Source organism: Lysinibacillus sphaericus (genome assembly GCF_006864135.1).
GTDB lineage: Bacteria > Bacillota > Bacilli > Bacillales_A > Planococcaceae > Lysinibacillus.
In genome coordinates, this window is sequence record NZ_SADV01000019.1 from 1 (window position 1) to 18,772 (window position 18,772).

At 36.9% G+C, this 18,772-nt stretch carries 14 protein-coding genes and 1 rRNA gene; 7 read left to right on the top strand and 8 right to left on the bottom strand.

Annotated elements, in window-relative coordinates:
* From C7Y47_RS17990 to dnaA, 8 genes are all read right to left on the bottom strand, one after another.
* Window positions 1-295: ribosomal RNA gene (locus C7Y47_RS17990) — 16S ribosomal RNA — on the bottom strand; the annotation flags it as partial.
* A gap of 589 nt (window positions 296-884) precedes the next feature.
* Complete coding sequence (locus C7Y47_RS17995) at window positions 885-1,967, bottom strand: HD-GYP domain-containing protein (RefSeq protein WP_142510011.1); 1,083 nt, start codon at window positions 1,965-1,967, stop codon at window positions 885-887.
* Between the two features lie 138 nt (window positions 1,968-2,105).
* A complete protein-coding gene (gene gyrA, locus C7Y47_RS18000) occupies window positions 2,106-4,583 on the bottom strand; it encodes a DNA gyrase subunit A (protein WP_142510012.1) in 2,478 nt (825 codons plus the stop codon).
* Between the two features lie 25 nt (window positions 4,584-4,608).
* On the bottom strand, window positions 4,609-6,543 hold the full coding sequence (gyrB, locus tag C7Y47_RS18005; RefSeq protein ID WP_142510013.1) for a DNA topoisomerase (ATP-hydrolyzing) subunit B: 1,935 nt from the start codon (window positions 6,541-6,543) through the stop codon (window positions 4,609-4,611).
* A gap of 91 nt (window positions 6,544-6,634) precedes the next feature.
* A complete protein-coding gene (recF, locus tag C7Y47_RS18010; RefSeq protein ID WP_142510014.1) occupies window positions 6,635-7,750 on the bottom strand; it encodes a DNA replication/repair protein RecF in 1,116 nt (371 codons plus the stop codon).
* Between the two features lie 3 nt (window positions 7,751-7,753).
* Window positions 7,754-7,978 (bottom strand): S4 domain-containing protein YaaA, encoded by a 225-nt coding sequence (gene yaaA, locus C7Y47_RS18015; RefSeq protein WP_142510015.1) that lies wholly within the window; start codon window positions 7,976-7,978, stop codon window positions 7,754-7,756.
* Window positions 7,979-8,189: 211 nt separating this feature from the next.
* Window positions 8,190-9,326 (bottom strand): DNA polymerase III subunit beta, encoded by a 1,137-nt coding sequence (gene dnaN, locus C7Y47_RS18020; protein WP_142510016.1) that lies wholly within the window; start codon window positions 9,324-9,326, stop codon window positions 8,190-8,192.
* A 168-nt stretch (window positions 9,327-9,494) separates the two neighbouring features.
* On the bottom strand, window positions 9,495-10,844 hold the full coding sequence (gene dnaA, locus C7Y47_RS18025) for a chromosomal replication initiator protein DnaA (protein WP_142510017.1): 1,350 nt from the start codon (window positions 10,842-10,844) through the stop codon (window positions 9,495-9,497).
* Window positions 10,845-11,399: 555 nt separating this feature from the next.
* Between dnaA and rpmH the strand changes: the two genes are divergently transcribed.
* The 7 genes from rpmH (at window position 11,400) to rsmG (ending at window position 18,614) form a co-directional block, all read left to right on the top strand.
* The gene (rpmH, locus tag C7Y47_RS18030; protein ID WP_004233310.1) at window positions 11,400-11,534 is read left to right on the top strand and encodes a 50S ribosomal protein L34; all 135 of its coding nucleotides are present in this window, start codon (window positions 11,400-11,402) and stop codon (window positions 11,532-11,534) included.
* A gap of 101 nt (window positions 11,535-11,635) precedes the next feature.
* Window positions 11,636-11,980 (top strand): ribonuclease P protein component, encoded by a 345-nt coding sequence (rnpA, locus tag C7Y47_RS18035; protein WP_132362481.1) that lies wholly within the window; start codon window positions 11,636-11,638, stop codon window positions 11,978-11,980.
* 295 nt (window positions 11,981-12,275) lie between these two features.
* The gene (gene yidC, locus C7Y47_RS18040) at window positions 12,276-13,046 is read left to right on the top strand and encodes a membrane protein insertase YidC (protein ID WP_142510018.1); all 771 of its coding nucleotides are present in this window, start codon (window positions 12,276-12,278) and stop codon (window positions 13,044-13,046) included.
* Window positions 13,043-13,852 (top strand): RNA-binding cell elongation regulator Jag/EloR, encoded by an 810-nt coding sequence (jag, locus tag C7Y47_RS18045; protein WP_142510019.1) that lies wholly within the window; start codon window positions 13,043-13,045, stop codon window positions 13,850-13,852. The genes yidC and jag overlap by 4 nt, the downstream gene beginning before the upstream one ends.
* A 572-nt stretch (window positions 13,853-14,424) precedes the next feature.
* Complete coding sequence (gene mnmE / locus C7Y47_RS18050) at window positions 14,425-15,810, top strand: tRNA uridine-5-carboxymethylaminomethyl(34) synthesis GTPase MnmE (RefSeq protein ID WP_142510020.1); 1,386 nt, start codon at window positions 14,425-14,427, stop codon at window positions 15,808-15,810.
* 28 nt (window positions 15,811-15,838) lie between these two features.
* Entirely contained in the window at window positions 15,839-17,734 is a 1,896-nt protein-coding gene (gene mnmG, locus C7Y47_RS18055; protein ID WP_142510021.1) for a tRNA uridine-5-carboxymethylaminomethyl(34) synthesis enzyme MnmG, read from the top strand.
* 163 nt (window positions 17,735-17,897) lie between these two features.
* Window positions 17,898-18,614, top strand: coding sequence for a 16S rRNA (guanine(527)-N(7))-methyltransferase RsmG (gene rsmG, locus C7Y47_RS18060; protein ID WP_142510022.1), 717 nt, complete (start codon window positions 17,898-17,900; stop codon window positions 18,612-18,614).
* Window positions 18,615-18,772: the final 158 nt, after the last annotated feature.

An 18,772-nucleotide genomic window follows, 5' to 3' on the forward strand; every position in this document is an offset into this window, starting at 1 on the left:
ACGCATCGTTGCCTTGGTGAGCCGTTACCTCACCAACTAGCTAATGCGCCGCGGGCCCATCTTATAGCGACAGCCGAGACCGTCTTTCAGTATTTCACCATGAAGTGAAATAGATTATTCGGTATTAGCCCCGGTTTCCCGGAGTTATCCCAAACTATAAGGTAGGTTGCCCACGTGTTACTCACCCGTCCGCCGCTAACGTCAAAGGAGCAAGCTCCTTATCTGTTCGCTCGACTTGCATGTATTAGGCACGCCGCCAGCGTTCGTCCTGAGCCAGGATCAAACTCTCCATAAAAGAAATTTGATTAGCTCAAATTGTTTTGCTGGCATCATGTTTGATGTCCAAAATTTTGTTTCGTTCACTAACTCGAGGTTAGCTAGTAAAAACTTTATTGATTACGTTTTGCTTGTTCAGTTTTCAAGGTTCATTAATCTTTGTTTTAAGCATCACCTCTTGGCGACTCACTAATAATATCAAGAATCTAAAACCATGTCAACACTTTCTCAAAAATAATTAATAGTTTTTTAAAATCTATTATTATTCTTCTACACCACTTTGTTCAGAGGATTAGTTAGCCTTGCATCAACATTTCATTTAACCTCCTATAGAGATAAGAGACTTCTGTAGCTGACGCTTTGCTTTTGCTACAAAAGACATTGTAACTGCTGTTTCACTTACGTTACATAAAACATTTCTGAAAGAAGTTAAATTATTTCAAAGAGATCATTTTTTCTAGTTCACTTCGTTTATTTAAAATATCAATTTTCTCGTGCTTAGCTAGAGGTTAAAGTCTTTGTTGATACTTTAGTTTTATCACCATTTATCGATCGAATAAAAATAAAAAAAGGCGAACGCCAATGTTAATGGGTTGCCCTTCTAACTATTATAAATCCGTTATAATACGTGAAATATAGAAAGTACGATTTTTACCTAAATCAAATATCTCTCCTGAATGACATAATTTGATAAGTGGTCGGGTTGGTGCAAATTTATTTACAAACATTACTTCGCCTTGTTCCAGATTAGATAATTCAACTATTGTTCCTATAGGAAGGTCGGCAACAATATCTATTAGTGCACGAACTACTTTAATATCAAACTTTCCAAATTCAGATTCATTAATCATCTCTATGACTCTAAAGGAAGATTGCTTTGTTCTATACACTCGCTCACATGTCATTGCATGGAATACATCTGCAACAGCGATGATTTGAGCGAAAGTAGAAATATTTGCGATTTTTTCCCCTTTCGGATAGCCACTACCATTTAAACGCTCATGGTGCTGGAAAATAGCCTCTTTCATTGTATCCTTTAAGATCGTTAAATCTTTGACCATATTATAGCTATAAATCGGATGCTTATAAATTTCATTAAACTCTTCCTCTGTTAAGGTTGTTTTTTTATCGCGGATACGTGGATGAACTTTTGCCATTCCACAATCAGCTAGCAACCCTCCAATTGCAACTTGTATTGTAATTCCTTTATCATAGCCTAATTTTTGTGTAATTACGGAAGAAATCAATGCTGTTGCTACACAATGATGGTACAAATAGTCTTTGGGATTTGAATACTCATTTAAATCAAAAATTATTGTACGATCTTCTAAAACCATTTCTAATAATGGCAAAATAATTTTACGTGCTTTCGTAATATCTACCTTTGCACCAGCTTCCCAATTTTTAAATTCCCTTTTGAATTGTTCAATAGAATTGTCATAAATCTTTTTAAAAGATGGAATAGCCTCTATTGGAACAACTAATTCTGTTTCTTTTATCTCTGATCGAGCCTCTATACCATCTTTATAAACTGGGACTCTCGATATATTAAAAGCAAAAAAAACTGGTAAATGTTCATGGGAAATTATCGTATTTTTAAAAATTATTGGATATTGTGTATTAGCAAAAATATCTTCAGAAATTACTTTTCCAACGCGTAACTCTGAAATAGGGATATGTATAGTTTCCACGTAATTAACTCCTCTTCACTATTTCACTTATAAGGTTAATTTTATTTTATCATGGAATTCAAAATAATTACTTATTTTTCATGATTTATGCTAAAAAACCGATGAACGGCAACACTAGCTGTCGTCATCGGTCTTTTATTATTCTTCTACTTGATCATTTTCTTCATTAGATTCTTCGTTAGATTCTTCTTCTTTTTCAACCTTCGCTACAGTTGCTACAAGCTCGTCATCACCTAAACGGATTAAACGAACTCCCTGTGTACTACGACCAATTAAAGAGATATCATTCACATCCATACGGATTAGCATGCCATTAATTGTAATAAGCATTAAATCTTCTGAACCATCAACAGTTTTTACAGCTACCATTGGACCGTTTTTATCAGTGATTTGAATTGTTTTTAATCCTACACCACCACGGCTCTGTAAACGATATTCTTCTTCAGAAGTACGTTTACCGTAACCTTTTGCTGTAACAACTAAAATTTCCTCTCCTGGTTCAACGATTTCCATACCAACTACTTCGTCACCATCACGTAGTTTAATACCTCGTACACCACCTGCAGTACGGCCCATTGAACGAATATCCTCTTCTTGGAAACGTACAAGCATTCCATCACGAGTACCGATAATCACTTGTTTATCTCCATCTGTTAAACGAACAGAAATAAGATCATCGTCTTCTCGTAAACTTATAGCTATTAAGCCGTTTGTTCGGATGTTAGCAAATTGAGATACTGGTGTACGCTTTGTAATACCTGTTTTAGTAGTGAAGATAAAGTATGCATCTTCATCAAATGAACCAACACGGATCATTGCTGTTACTTTCTCACCTTTTTCAATATTGAGTAAGTTAACAATCGGTAATCCTTTCGCTGTACGGCCAAATTCCGGAATCTCATAACCTTTTGCTCTAAATACTTTTCCTTTTGTAGTGAAGAACAAAATTGTATCGTGTGTAGATGTATTCATAAGATGCTCTACAAAATCATCTTCATTTGTGCCCATACCTTGTACACCACGACCACCACGTTTTTGACTGCGATATGTATTCGCAGCTAAACGTTTGATATAGCCATTGTGCGTTAAAGTTATAACCGAATTTTCGACTGGGATTAAATCCTCGTCCTCAATCATTTCTAAGCCACCAGATGTTATTTCAGTACGGCGTATATCGTTAAAACGATCTTTTAGTTCGACTATTTCAGTACGAATAATATCAACAATTTTAGTCTCATCCGCTAAAATCGCTTTTAATTCAGCAATTAATATTTGAAGCTCTTGATATTCTGCCTCAATTTTTTCACGCTCTAATCCACTTAAACGAACTAAACGCATATCTAAAATCGCTTGCGCCTGACGTTCAGATAAATTAAATCGTTCCATTAATTGTGGTTTTGCTTCATCACCGCTTCGCGAACCACGGATAATAGCAATAATTTCGTCGATATGATCAAGGGCAATACGTAAGCCCTCTAAAATATGCGCACGATCTTCTGCTTTTCTTAAGTCAAATTCCGTACGACGGCGAATAATAACCTTTTGGTGCTCTAAATAATGATGCAGCATTTCTTTTAAGCCCATTACTTTAGGCTGACCATTTACTAATGACAGCATATTAATACCGAAGCTCGATTGCATTGCCGTTTGTTTATATAAATTATTTAAAACTACATTGGCATTTGCATCTTTGCGAACTTCGATGACTACTCGCATACCACGTCGGTCAGACTCATCGCGTAGGTTTGTAATACCATCAATTTTTTTATCGCGTACAAGCTCTGCTATTTTTTCAATAAGTTTAGCTTTATTGACCTGGTATGGTAATTCATGAATAAGAATCGTCTCTTTACCATTTGATTTCTGTTCAATCTCTACCTTTGCACGAATAATGATCGAGCCACGACCTGTTTCGTAGGCACGGCGAATACCGCTACGGCCCAAAATTAATCCACCAGTTGGGAAATCAGGTCCTGGGATAATCTCCATCAATTCTTCCGTTGTAATAGCTGGATTTTCAGAAAGTGCAATCACGGCATCTATCGTTTCACCAAGTTGATGTGGCGGAATATTTGTCGCCATACCAACCGCAATTCCTGCCGCTCCATTTACTAATAAGTTTGGATAGCGACTAGGAAGGACAATAGGTTCCTTTTCTGAACCATCATAGTTATCTGTATAGTCAATTGTGTCTTTATTTATATCGCGAAGCATTTCCATCGCTATACGAGACATACGTGATTCCGTATAACGCATCGCTGCCGCTCCGTCGCCATCAACAGATCCAAAGTTACCATGACCATCGACTAGCATGTAACGATAGCTGAAATCTTGCGCCATACGTACCATTGCATCATAGATGGATGAGTCACCATGTGGGTGGTATTTACCCATTACGTCCCCAACAATACGTGCTGATTTTTTGTACGCTTTATCTGCTGTATTCCCTAGCTCTTGCATGCCATATAAAATACGGCGATGTACAGGCTTTAATCCATCTCGTACGTCTGGTAATGCACGAGAAACGATTACACTCATCGCATAATCGAGGAAGGATGTTTCAATTTCTTTTGTTATATTAACTCCTTTAACACCGGAGCGTTCTTGTTCTGACAAAGTGTAGACCTCCTCTCAAGAAAAATTAAATATCTAAATTAGCGTATACAGCATTTTCTTCGATAAATTGACGACGCGGTTCAACTTCATCGCCCATTAAACGCTCAAATGCTTGGTTTGCTTTAATTGCATCATCTAATTCTACTTGTAACAATGTGCGGTGCTCAGGATCCATGGTAGTTTCCCAAAGCTGCTCTGCATTCATTTCCCCAAGACCTTTGTAGCGCTGTATATTTGGTTTTGGTATTTTTGGTAGTCGTTCTAAAATTTCTTTTAATGTTTCTTCATCATAGCAATATTCGACATGCTTTCCTTGCTTAACTTGATAAAGAGGTGGCTGTGCAATATAAATATAACCTGCCTCTACAAGAGGTCGAAGGAAACGGAAGAAGAATGTTAGTAGTAATGTGCGAATGTGGGCACCATCGACGTCGGCATCTGTCATAATAACAATTTTATGATAACGAGCCTTTTCTAAAGTAAACTCTTCTCCAATACCTGTGCCGAATGCTGTAATCATCGCACGAATTTCTGCATTCGATAAAATTTTATCTAAACGTGCTTTTTCGACGTTAAGGATTTTACCACGTAACGGTAAAATTGCTTGGAAGTGTCGATCACGTCCAGATTTCGCAGATCCTCCGGCAGAGTCACCCTCAACGATATAAATTTCGCATTCGGCTGGATTTGTTGAAGAACAGTCAGCTAATTTACCTGGCAAGCTTGATACTTCAAGTGCACTTTTACGACGTGTAAATTCACGTGCTTTTTTAGCAGCTACACGTGCACGAGCAGCCATTAAACCTTTTTCAACAACTTTACGAGCGACAGTTGGATTTTCTAACATAAATCGTTCAAAGCCATCTGAGAACAAGGAGTTAGTAATTTGGCTAACTTCAGAGTTACCAAGTTTTGTTTTTGTTTGTCCTTCAAATTGTGGATCAGGATGCTTAACTGAAACAATAGCTGTTAACCCTTCACGAACATCCTCACCAGTAAGGTTTGCATCTGATTCTTTTAATAACCCATTTTTTCGCGCGTAATCATTAATAACACGTGTTAGAGCCGTTTTAAAACCAGATTCATGTGTACCGCCTTCATACGTATTAATGTTATTAGCAAATGAAAAGATATTAGAAGAGAATCCAGCATTATATTGCATAGCAATTTCAACTGAAATACCATCCTTTTCTCCAAGAACATCTATTGGATCATGGATTGGCTCTTTAGTTTGATTCAAATGCTCAACATAAGAACGAATACCACCTTCATAATGATACGTAGTAGAACGTTCCTCACCTTCGCGTTCATCAGCAATTGTAATCCTAATACCGCGATTCAAATAAGCTAATTCACGAATACGATGTGCTAAAATATCAAATTCATAAACAGTCGTTTCTTTAAATATTTCAGGGTCTGCTTTAAAACGTGTAGTTGTTCCATTACGATCTGAATCACCGATAACCATTAGCTCTTGCACAGTTTTCCCACGTTCAAATTTAATTTCATGAATATGACCCTCACGATGAACTTGAACGATCGTCTCAATTGATAAAGCATTTACAACAGATGCCCCTACACCATGAAGACCACCAGAAACTTTATATCCTCCACCGCCGAACTTACCGCCAGCATGGAGCACTGTCATAATAACTTCAACAGCAGGCTTACCCATTTTCTCTTGAATACTTACTGGAATACCACGACCATTGTCTTCTACACGAATCCAATTGTCTTTTTCTATCGTTACTTTTATATCTGTACAAAATCCTGCAAGAGCTTCATCAATACTATTATCAACAATTTCCCATACTAAATGGTGAAGCCCTTTAGAGCTTGTTGAACCGATATACATCCCTGGTCTTTTACGTACCGCTTCTAAACCTTCTAATACCTGTATCTGATCGGCTTCATAAGCTTGATTTTGTAAACCTTCGTTCTCTATAGCCACGGCTTTCATCTACTCCTTCATAACATCATTGTGTGTAAATGAATGAACAGTCAACCGAGCTGACTATTACCATTCTTTTGTAATCTAAAAAACTCCCGGGCTAACTTTCTTCAATCGCGCCTTGTTTCACGTGAAACAGCTGTGCATGCTCCATCGTTTCATGGTGAATTCCATCAACACTTGTAGTCGTAACAAAGGTTTGAACTTCACCTTGAATGGTATTTAATAAATGCGATTGGCGATAATCGTCGAGTTCTGACAATACATCATCTAAAAGTAGTATGGGTGTTTCATTTGTTTCTTGTTTAATTAACTCGATCTCAGCAAGTTTTAATGAAAGAGCGGTTGTACGTTGCTGTCCTTGTGAACCATATGTCTGAACATCATAGCTATTTACCAAAAACTGCAAATCATCTCGGTGTGGACCAACTAGTGTTACACCCCGATCAAATTCACGCGGCTTAGCTTCTATTAGCTTTTTATGCAAGAAGTCTTCAATTTCACTGGAAGTATGTTCTTTTTCAATACCCGCTACTGTGCGGTATTTAATAACTAATGTTTCCTTCCCTTGTGAAATACCTGCGTGAATTGGCTCTGCCCACTCCTGCAATAAATCCATAAATTGAAATCTTTTTCGAATAATTTGGGTAGCTGCGTGAATATATTGTTCATTATAAACCTCGTACATCACGTCATCTGGCATTGCTTTCCCTTGATTCATTTTTAAAAAGTGGTTACGTTGCTTTAAAACTTTTTGGAAAGTTAATAAATCATGTAAATAAACAGGCGAAATTTGCCCAATCTCCATATCAATAAAACGTCGTCGTATTTGCGGACTTCCCTTTACGACATTTAAATCTTCGGGTGCAAACATCACGACATTCATTTGGCCAATATAATGACTTAGGCGACTTTGTTCTATGTGATTTATCTTACCTTTTTTGCCTTTTTTTGTAATCGTAAGTTCAATCGGTAAAATACCATGCCTTTTTTGAACGGCCCCTTCTATTTTACCATAGTCTGAATCCCAACGTATTAATTCTTTATCGTTCGTCGTGCGGTGGGATTTAGCCATCGCCAATACGTAAATAGATTCCATAACATTTGTTTTTCCTTGAGCATTTTCACCAATGAAAACATTAATTTTTGGAGAGAAGTTTAAAGCTAAGGCATCATAGTTACGGTAATTTGTAAGTTTTAATTGCTCTATATGCATAATCTACTGCCCAGCGGTACCAATGATACGAAATCGACCACATCCAGGAATATTTACAATGTCACCGTCACGTAATTTACGACCGCGGCGATCATCTATTTCTCCATTTACATATACATCATTTTCGTGTAAAAACCACTTGGCCATACCACCAGAGCTAATGGCATCGGTCATTTTTAAAAGTTGCCCTAATGTGACAAACTCTACATCAATTTCAATGTCCTTCATAGCTGAGTTCCCCTCCAAATACAGATCGTCTATCTCTCTATCATACCTAAAAATTCACCATAAGTAAAAAAAGATAGCCGCAATTAGCGACTATCAGTACATTTTTCAAGGTCCTTTGGGTTTGAAATGATGGAGTTTATTCTCTCCAACAAAAATTATTTACTTCTTTCACTGATTCCGGACACAATTTGGCCTCGATTTAATTGATTTTTTAATACGTACGCACAGGTAAAATCAATTGTAAAATAGCATCGTCATGAACAGAACGTAAAATAAATGGTCTCATTGCCCCTGTGAATTGAATGACTACTTCTTGACCATCAATTGCTTTTAGTGCTTCCATCATGTATTTCGCACTGAAAGAAATTTTTAAGTTCTCCCCTTCTAATGACTCAACAGGAATTTCCTCTTGTACTTTACCAATTTCTGGAGAATTAGAAGAAACTTCGACAGCTTGATTATCTAAAATCTCAAAACGTACAACATTGTTACGATCGCCACGAGCAACAAGAGATGCACGATCGATTGCTTGTAATAATGATTTACCATTAATCGTTAGATTTGTTTGGTACTCTTCTGGAATTAAACGTGATGTATCTGGGTAGTTACCTTCAAGTAAACGAGAGAAGAATAATACTTCTCCTGTTTTAAACAATACTTGCTGACTTGTTATAACAATTTGTACAAGATTTGTAGAATCCTCTAAAACTTTATTTAACTCATTTAAGCTTTTACCAGGAATGACAACACTATGTTCAACCTCAGGTAAATTTTCCAGTTGAACTTTACGTCTTGCCAAACGGTGGCTATCTGTTGCAACACAGATTAATGTTTCATTTTTTATCTGCCAGTTTACACCTGTCAACACCGGTCTACTTTCTGAAGTGGCAACAGCGAATACTGTTTCACGGATAATTGATTTTAATAGATCTGCAGGAATAGTAAATTTTTGATCTTCTGTTAATTCGGGTAATAAAGGATATTCAGTAGCATCAGAGCCAATTAAGTGGAATTCAGATTTACCTGAACGGATATGAGTTTGGAAACCAGTTGTTACTTGAATTTCAACCTCATTTGTTGGTAACTTACGTACAATTTCATTGAACATACGAGCTTGTACAACAATTGATCCTGTTTCTGTTATATGAATTATTTGTTGGCCATCTTCTTCAACTGGAATAAATGTTTGAATTGTAATATCAGCATCACTACCTGTTAAGCGAATACCCTCATCTGTTACATCAATTTTTATCCCCGTTAAAATCGGTATAGTCGTTTTTGAACTTACGGCTTTCATGACATCATTTAAACCCTCTAATAAACGGTCACGTAAAATATCAAATTTCATTCGTTTTCCCTCACATATTTATATTATTTATTTATATAAAATAAAAAGATATAGTAATAGGTCCTGTGGATTTGTGGATAAGTGCTTCCAAGTGAATAAAATCAGTCTATCCACATGTAGATAGACTGTGTATAAGTTTGTGTTTAAATGTTTGTGTTGTCCACAACATTATTTCCCTAACATGCTTCGAATTTGTTTAATATCTTGCTGTAGCTGAACGTCATTTTTCAACATAGAAGATATTTTTTCGTGAGCATGGATAACAGTAGTATGGTCACGTCCACCAAATTCTTCGCCAATTTTCGGCAGCGAAAAATCTGTTAATTCGCGAGATAAAAACATGGCGACTTGACGCGGGAAGGCAATTAACTTCGTACGTTTTTTCGCGACAAAATCTTCCAAACGAATGTTAAAGTGCTCTCCTACTGCATTTTGAATGTCTAATATCGTGACAGTTCGCGGCTTTGAATTAGGGATAATATCCTTTAATGCTTCAGCAGCCAAAGTTGCATTAATATCCTTGTTAACAAGTGATGAATAGGCAACGACGCGAATAAGCGCACCTTCAAGCTCCCGGATATTGGAGTCAATCTGGTTCGCAATATAGAGCATGACTTCATTTGGCACTTCTAGGCCATCAGCCTTTGCTTTTTTTCGAAGAATGGCGATACGAGTTTCCAAATCAGGGGGCGCAATATCTGTAATTAGTCCCCATTCGAATCGAGAACGTAAACGATCTTCCAAGGTCGGTATTTCCTTAGGAGGACGGTCACTAGAAATAACAATTTGTTTCGATTCTTCATGCAATGTATTAAAAGTATGGAAAAATTCTTCTTGAGTTGATTCTTTTCCAGCTAGAAATTGAATATCATCAATTAGCAGTACATCTACATTGCGATATTTATTGCGAAAATCAAGTGCCTTATTATCTCGAATTGAGTTAATAAATTCATTTGTAAATTTTTCAGATGATAAATATACCACCTTTGCATTTGGATTATGTTCAAGTACATAATGACCAATCGCATGCATTAAGTGTGTTTTGCCAAGCCCTACTCCCCCATAGATAAAAAATGGGTTATAAGCCTTCGCAGGCGCTTCTGCGACAGCTAGCGAGGCAGCATGTGCAAAGCGGTTACCAGAGCCAATAACAAATGTATCAAAAGTATATTTCGGGTTTAACATACCTGGTGAAATATCATGATGATCGTCATTTTTTGCTTGGATAATCGGCGCTGGTAAATCAAAATCGTCCGAATCCTGGTTTTTTTGAACAACAAACTTAATAAGCAAGTCTTCGCCTGTAAGCTCCGTTAATATACCTGTAATCAAATGAATATAATGATTTTCAAGCCAGTCTCGAGCAAACGAATTTGGCGCAGCAATTGTCACAGTAGAACCACTACCATTGTAGGAAAGTAGTTTAGTAGACTTTAGCCACGTTTCGAAGCTTGGTTTAGAAATTTTTTGTTCAACTTGAGCCAGGACATTATTCCATAGTTCTTCTAAATGTTCCAAGCTGCTAATCTCCTTTTCAGTTCAATACAATTAAAAGCGCATTTATAGAAACGGTAAATACGTTCATTTTACAACTAGTCCACAAACTCACAAGTTGTGGATAAAAGTTAACCAAAGGCTGTGATAAAAATTATCCACAGCATATTAACAGTTGTGGATAAAATTAAAGTTCATTTCAGTTTTCAACAAAGTGAAGCACAGATATCGTATCAGAAAAACAAAGCTATTTCAATAGTTTGTGAAACTTATCCACATACCTTTCATTTATGCACTTCCAAGTTGTCCACAAGGTCTGCGTATGTGAAAAAGGTGTAGATAAGTGTTGTGGATAAAAAAATATGCAAAAAATACTATACACAACTCTGTGTAAAAAAAACAAGTACTCTGTGGATAATTTATTTTTATTTAGTAGAAGATGATCGAAATAAAAAATAGACATAGATTTGCGTAAATATAGAAATTTATAAAATTCATTGACAAAATAACTAGTTACTTTATATAATATTCAAGTCTGTATGTTGAAAAATTCAACTCATCCAGGAGGTGTCTATATAAATGAAACGTACTTACCAACCAAAAAAACGTAAGCACAGCAAAGTTCACGGTTTCCGCGCACGTATGAGCACGAAAAACGGTCGCAAAGTTCTTGCTGCTCGCCGTCGTAAAGGAAGAAAAGTATTATCAGCATAAAATAAGTCCACTGAGACACATCAGTGGTCTTTTTTTTCTTTATTTTTGGTAAACCTAAAAATGAGGATCAAAGGATAATTATCGAGTAGCAGGTGAAAGTAATGAAAAAACGCCAACGAGTGAAAAAAAACGATGATTTTCAAAAGGTGTTTAAAAAGGGTAAATCTTTCGCTAATCGTCAGTTTGTCGTATATTTTTTAGAAAAAGAGGGACAAGCGGAATTTCGTATAGGATTATCGGTTAGTAAAAAGCTTGGGAATGCAGTAACACGCAACCAAATCAAACGCTATATTCGACAAAGTATTCATGAATTAAAAGATGAACTAAAGCCGAATATGGACTATGTTATTATCGCCAGACAACCGGCGGCCACGATGGATTTTCATGAAGTAAAACAAAGTTTGCAGCATGTGCTACGAATCGCAAAAGTATTGAAGAAAGCCTAATATGGATGGCAACCAAAGTGGTGAGATAGAATAGTTTAGTTTCTGCGCGAAAGTGAAGCCAATGTAAATACGTATAAGGGTATTTTAAAATTGGATTTTCACTGCAATATATGAATTATTAGTAACATTACTTAGCAAATATGTGCCCGTTGTTAGAATATTTAGTAGAGTGAAACGATATATGCATGATAAAATAACTGATAACTTTATTCAGTTGCAGGAAACTGTAATTGTCTAAAGAAGAGAATGCATATAGTTTTAGAAAAAGTGAATAGTATTTGTAGGGGGAAAAAGGTTGAAGAAACAACTTTGGGTAATTTTGTCGCTAGCATCAGTAGCATTACTACTATCTGGTTGTACAGAATTTAAAGAACCAATCTCCAAAGAAAGCACAGGCTTCTGGAATGAATTCATTGTTTGGCCTTTAGTGTCAGCGATTAAATACTTTGCTGAGTTGCTCGGTTCATATGCATGGGGGATCATTGTTGTAACGATTATCATTCGTTTAGCAATTCTTCCATTGATGATTAAACAAACAAAGAGCTCTAAGAAAATGCAAGAAATTCAGCCAAAATTGAAGGAATTGCAAAAGAAGTATGCTTCTAAGGATGCACAGACACAGCAACAGTATCAAAAAGAGATGATGCAACTTATGAGTGAGTCTGGTGTCAATCCACTTGCTGGATGTTTACCTGTATTCATTCAAATGCCAATTTTAATTGGTTTCTACCATGCGATTAGTCGTATGAATGCTACACCTGCTTTTGATTTAGGGAATTTCTTTATTTTCCCGTTAGCAGAAACTGCACCGACACTAGCAATTACGGCTGGTTTAATGCAATTTATCGTTTTACGTACGGGCCCAGCGATGGATAACCCTCAAATGAAAATAATGATGTACATTATGCCATTTATGATTATTGCTTTCGGTATGGCATTACCAGCAGCATTATCACTATACTGGGTAATCGGTAACATTATTTCGATTGCTCAAAACCTGTTTATTTACAAACCTTGGGAAAAAAATAAAACACAACCTGCTCAAAATGGAGGGGCTAAAAAGTGAAACAACATACGCAAATAGGCGCAACAACACAAGAAGCGATCTCATTGGCGTTACAGAAACTTGGCAAAACCCGTGAACAAGTAGATGTTGAAGTTTTACAAGAAGGTAAAAAAGGATTTTTAGGTTTTGGTGCACGATCTGCAGAAGTTCGTGTAACAGTAAAGGAAGTACAGGTTCGATCAACAATTGAAGTAGAAGAAGCTGAACAGCAAAATACGACTCAATTTGTCGAACCAACAGTAATAGATGATGTTGAAACAATAAGTTCACAAGTTTCTGAACAACCAAGTGATATCGAAACTGTTCAACAAATCGTAGAGGAACAAAAAGAGGAAGAAGAAACCTCGATAAACCCAATTGAAGATGCAAAGACTTATTTAGTAAATATTGCTGAACAATTGGGTATTCATGATCTTGAGATTGAAACGACACGTGAAGGGAAATATGTATTATTTCAACTGAAAAGCGAGAAAGCTGCACTGCTTATAGGGAAACGTGGTCAAACATTAAATTCCCTACAGCAATTAACACATCTTGTGTTAAATAAAAGTGCCAAGCAGTTCTTAATGGTGAAATTAGACGTAGAAAACTATCGTGAACGTCGTCAAGAAGCTTTAGAATTACTAGCAGATCGTATGGCGGATAAAGCACTTCGCTTAAATCAGCGTGTGACATTTGAGCCAATGCAGTCGTACGAAAGAAAAATTATTCATAATCAATTGGCAAATCGCCTTGATATTGAAACATATTCAGAAGGAACGGAGCCTAATCGTTATTTAGTTATTGAACCTGTAAAGAACGGCTAAACTTCGTAAAAAACATACAGACAAAAATAAAAAGTCATTTTATCGTCATGATAAAATGACTTTTTTTATGTTGTTGAAAAACTAGATGGTTAAGGGATTTTTATGAATGTTGTGGTGCCTTAGATAAGGGTAATTTCCATTCCAGGTTACTTGCTTGTCGCTGACGCTTCGCTTTCGCAAAGATAAACAATGCTGAAGTTTTCGTTTTATTACTATAAATTTTGAGTGACCTGCCAGAAGATATCTGCCAGGAGAAGTAGTTGATTGGAGTGGAGACTAAGCGTCTCCTCGGATGCCCCCAGGAAAGCGCTCAGTCGGAACGGAAATCAACCCCTCATTTTGCCGAAAAGCATACTTTATTCATTTGCACGATATTTTTAAAATCAAGTGTGAACGCTTTAGCATTTGTAGCCTTTGTCGAAATACGTGCTATAATGTAGAGCTTTCTGATTATCCACAATTGGAAATTATCCTTACTTTAGATTTTGCAGAAAATATGTTAGTCTAAGGTGTTAGTAAGTATTGGTCGGTTTTATTTATCCACATGTGGATAACGTTAAGGAGGTCATTAAATGGAGTTCGATACAATTGCTGCGATATCCACACCTATGGGTGAAGGAGCTATTGCTATTGTTCGTTTAAGTGGGGACGAAGCAGTCGCGATTGCAGATAAAATATTCAGATCGCCTGGTGGTAAAAGTTTAACAACGAAGGCTTCACATACAATTCATTACGGACATTTGGTTGATCCAAAAACAGATGAGATTGTAGAGGAAGTAATGCTGTCATTAATGCGTGGGCCTAAAACATTCACTCGTGAGGATGTAATAGAAATTAACTGTCACGGGGGACTAGTTTCGGTGAACCGTGTATTAAAGCTAGCATTAACAAATGGAGCAAGACTCGCAGAGCCAGGTGAATTTACAAAACGCGCATTCTTAAATGGACGTATCGATTTATCACAGGCTGAGGCAGTGATGGATTTAATAAGAGCAAAAACTGATAGAGCGATGAATGTTGCGTTGGGACAAATGGATGGCAAATTATCGCGTTTAATTGGTGACTTACGCCAAGCATTACTAGAGACATTAGCACAAGTAGAGGTTAATATAGATTATCCGGAGTATGATGATGTAGAAGAGATGACGGTACCAGTATTAGTAGAAAAATGTACATGGGTACGAAATGAAATTATTAAACTTTTGCAAACATCTTCTCAGGGAAAAATATTACGAGAGGGTCTATCAACTGTTATTTTAGGCCGCCCAAACGTTGGGAAATCTTCTCTTTTAAATAGCTTAGTACAGGAGAACAAGGCTATTGTGACAGATATAGCTGGTACAACTCGTGATATTATAGAAGAGTACGTGAATGTACGTGGTGTTCCGCTTCGTTTAGTCGATACAGCTGGTATTCGAGAGACAGAGGATATCGTCGAGCGAATTGGTGTTGAACGTTCACGTGAGGCGTTGCGTGGCGCAGATTTAATTTTATTTGTTTTAAACTACGCAGAGGAATTGACTGCCGAGGATGAACGTCTATTCGAAACAATTCAAGCGATGGATTACATCGTTATTGTCAATAAAACAGATCTACCGCAAAAAATAGATATAGCTCGTGTCAAAGAGCTAGCAGGCAATCATCGCGTTGTGACAACTTCTCTTTTACAGGAAGAGGGCATCGCAGAGCTAGAGGAAGCAATTGCCGCGCTATTCTTTGAAGGGCAAATTGAAGCGGGCGATTTAACATATGTTTCAAATGCAAGACATATAGCATTACTTCATCAAGCACAAGCAACGGTCGAGGATGCATTAGCTGGAGCACAAGCTGGTGTACCTGTTGATATGGTGCAAATAGATGTTACTAGAACTTGGGAAATACTTGGGGAAATTATCGGCGACACAGTACAAGAAAGCCTAATCAATCAGTTATTTTCACAGTTCTGCTTAGGAAAATAATTTTACTAAAGAAAGGAAGATACGAGCTATGCCAACAAATTATGAGGCAGGCACGTTTGATGTTATCGTAATTGGCGCAGGTCACGCAGGTTCTGAAGCTGCACATGCTGCTGCCAAAATGGGTGCTAACACACTGATGTTAACAATCAATGTAGATATGATTGCATTTATGCCATGCAATCCTTCCATTGGTGGTCCTGCCAAAGGAATCGTAGTACGAGAAATTGACGCATTAGGTGGCGTCATGGGGAAAGTTATTGATAAAACGCATATTCAAATGCGGATGTTAAATACAGGGAAAGGCCCTGCTGTGCGTGCATTACGTGCACAAGCGGACAAAGTTTTATACCAACAAGAAATGAAACGTGTGTTGGAGGAAACTGAAAATTTAACAATTCACCAAGGAATGGTGGAAGAGCTAATCATTGAAAACGGGGAAGTAAAAGGTGTTATTACACAAATTGGTGCTATTTATCGCGCTAAAACAGTTGTTATCACAACAGGTACATTCCTTCGTGGTGAAATCATTATTGGTGACGTAAAATATTCAAGTGGTCCTAATAACCAACAACCGTCAATTCGTTTAGCTGATAACTTAAAAGAGCTTGGTTTTGACCTTGTGCGTTTTAAAACAGGTACACCACCACGAGTGAATAACCGAACAATTGATTATGATAAAACAGAGATTCAACCAGGGGATGATGTTCCACGTGCTTTCAGCTTTGAAACAACTGAATTCATCATGGATCAGCTACCTTGCTGGTTAACTTATACAAGCCTAGAAACACATGAAATTATCGAGGAGAACTTACATCTTTCACCGATGTATTCAGGGATGATTAAAGGTACGGGTCCACGTTATTGCCCTTCTATTGAAGACAAGGTTGTGCGATTTAACGATAAACCGCGCCACCAAATTTTCTTAGAGCCAGAAGGTCGCAATACACGTGAAGTATATGTACAAGGTTTATCAACTAGCTTACCAGAGCATGTGCAAACGCGTTTACTAAAATCAATTCCAGGCTTAGAAAAAGCAGAAATGATGCGTGCTGGCTATGCTATTGAGTACGATGCAATTGTGCCAACACAATTGTGGCCAACTTTAGAAACAAAACGTATTAAAGGTTTATATACAGCTGGTCAAATTAATGGAACATCAGGTTACGAGGAAGCGGCTGCTCAAGGCTTAATGGCTGGGGTAAATGCTGCTGCTAATGTGCTTGGTAAACAAGAATTAATTTTAAGCCGCTCGGATGCTTATATTGGCGTATTAATTGATGATTTAGTAACTAAAGGAACAAATGAACCGTATCGCTTATTAACATCTCGTGCGGAATATCGTTTACTACTTCGTCATGATAACGCTGATTTACGTTTGGTAGAGCTAGGTTATAATATAGGAATGATTACTGAAGGAAGATATGCAGCATTCAATGAGAAAAAAGAGCTGATTGAAAACGAAATTGCACGTCTCCGTGAAGTGATTATTAAACCAAATGAAGCAACACAAGCTACTATTCGCTCTGTAGGTGGTAGTGAGCTAAAAGATGGTATCCGTGGAGCAGATTTATTAAAACGTACAGAAATGCATTATGCGTTAATTTCTTCGTTAATTCCAGCAGACATAGAGTTTTCGGATGAAGTGAAGGAACAAATTGAAATTCAGCTTAAGTATGAAGGTTATATTGAAAAAGCATTGCAACAAGTTGAGAAGCTTCATAAAATGGAAAATAAAAAAATCCCTGAAAATATTGATTATGACGCTATTTCAGGTCTAGCAACAGAAGCTAGACAAAAATTAAAACAAGTTATACCACTTTCCATTGCCCAAGCATCGCGAATCTCTGGTGTAAACCCAGCAGATATTTCAATATTACTTGTTTATATAGAGCAAGGTAAAATTGCACGTGTCAGCGGCGAATAATTAACAACAGTAAAGTGAATAAGAGGCGGGCATACCTTTGTGCCCGCTTCCTATTTTTAAGGCTAGTCTTATTTTTATATAGTTGATTTGTAAATGGGAACGAGTACATGCTTACAAATCAAAAATAGGGATAGTAAAGCCAGTTAGAAAAAGGAGACTTTACATGAACGAACAACAATTTATCGAGGATCTGAAGGAAAAGGGCATTGAACTCTCTGAAAAGCAGATGGCTCAATTCAAAAAATACTTTGAGTTACTTGTTGAGTGGAATGAAAAGATGAACTTAACTGCTATTACGGATTTAGAAGGAGTTTATTTAAAGCACTTTTATGATTCGATTAGTGCCTCTTTTTATTTTGATTTTTCAAAAGTGACGACAGTTTGTGATGTTGGAGCAGGTGCTGGTTTCCCAAGTATTCCAATTAAAATCTGCTTCCCACATTTACATGTAACAATTGTCGATTCTTTAAATAAAAGAATTACATTTTTAAATCATTTAAGTGATGAGTTACAATTAGATAATATGAATTTCGTACATGCCCGTGCAGAGGAATTTGCACAAAATGCGAAATATCGTGAACAGTTTGATGTTGTAACAGCTCGTGCGGTAGCCCGATTATCAGTCTTATCGGAGTTATGTGTACCACTAGCGAAGCAAGGTGGCTATTTTGTTGCTTTAAAAGCGGCTGCTGGTGCGGAAGAATTAAAAGATGCAAAAAAAGCATTGGCCACATTAGGGGTTGCACTAAAAGAAGAATTTTCTTTCCTACTACCTGTTGAAGAAAGTGACCGCATGTTATATATCTTTGATAAAATAAAAGGAACACCGAAAAAATACCCGCGAAAACCAGGTGTACCAAATAAAACACCAATTCAATAATTAGTGTTTCATGTGAAACTTCTCAAAGTAGAAAATATTTTTTCTATTTTGAGCATACATACTAGTTATGGATGGTTCACGCAAATGACATCTACGAACTATATACATTTTAAGAAATATAATAAATAATAATAGAATGAAACAGAGCAAGATAGTTA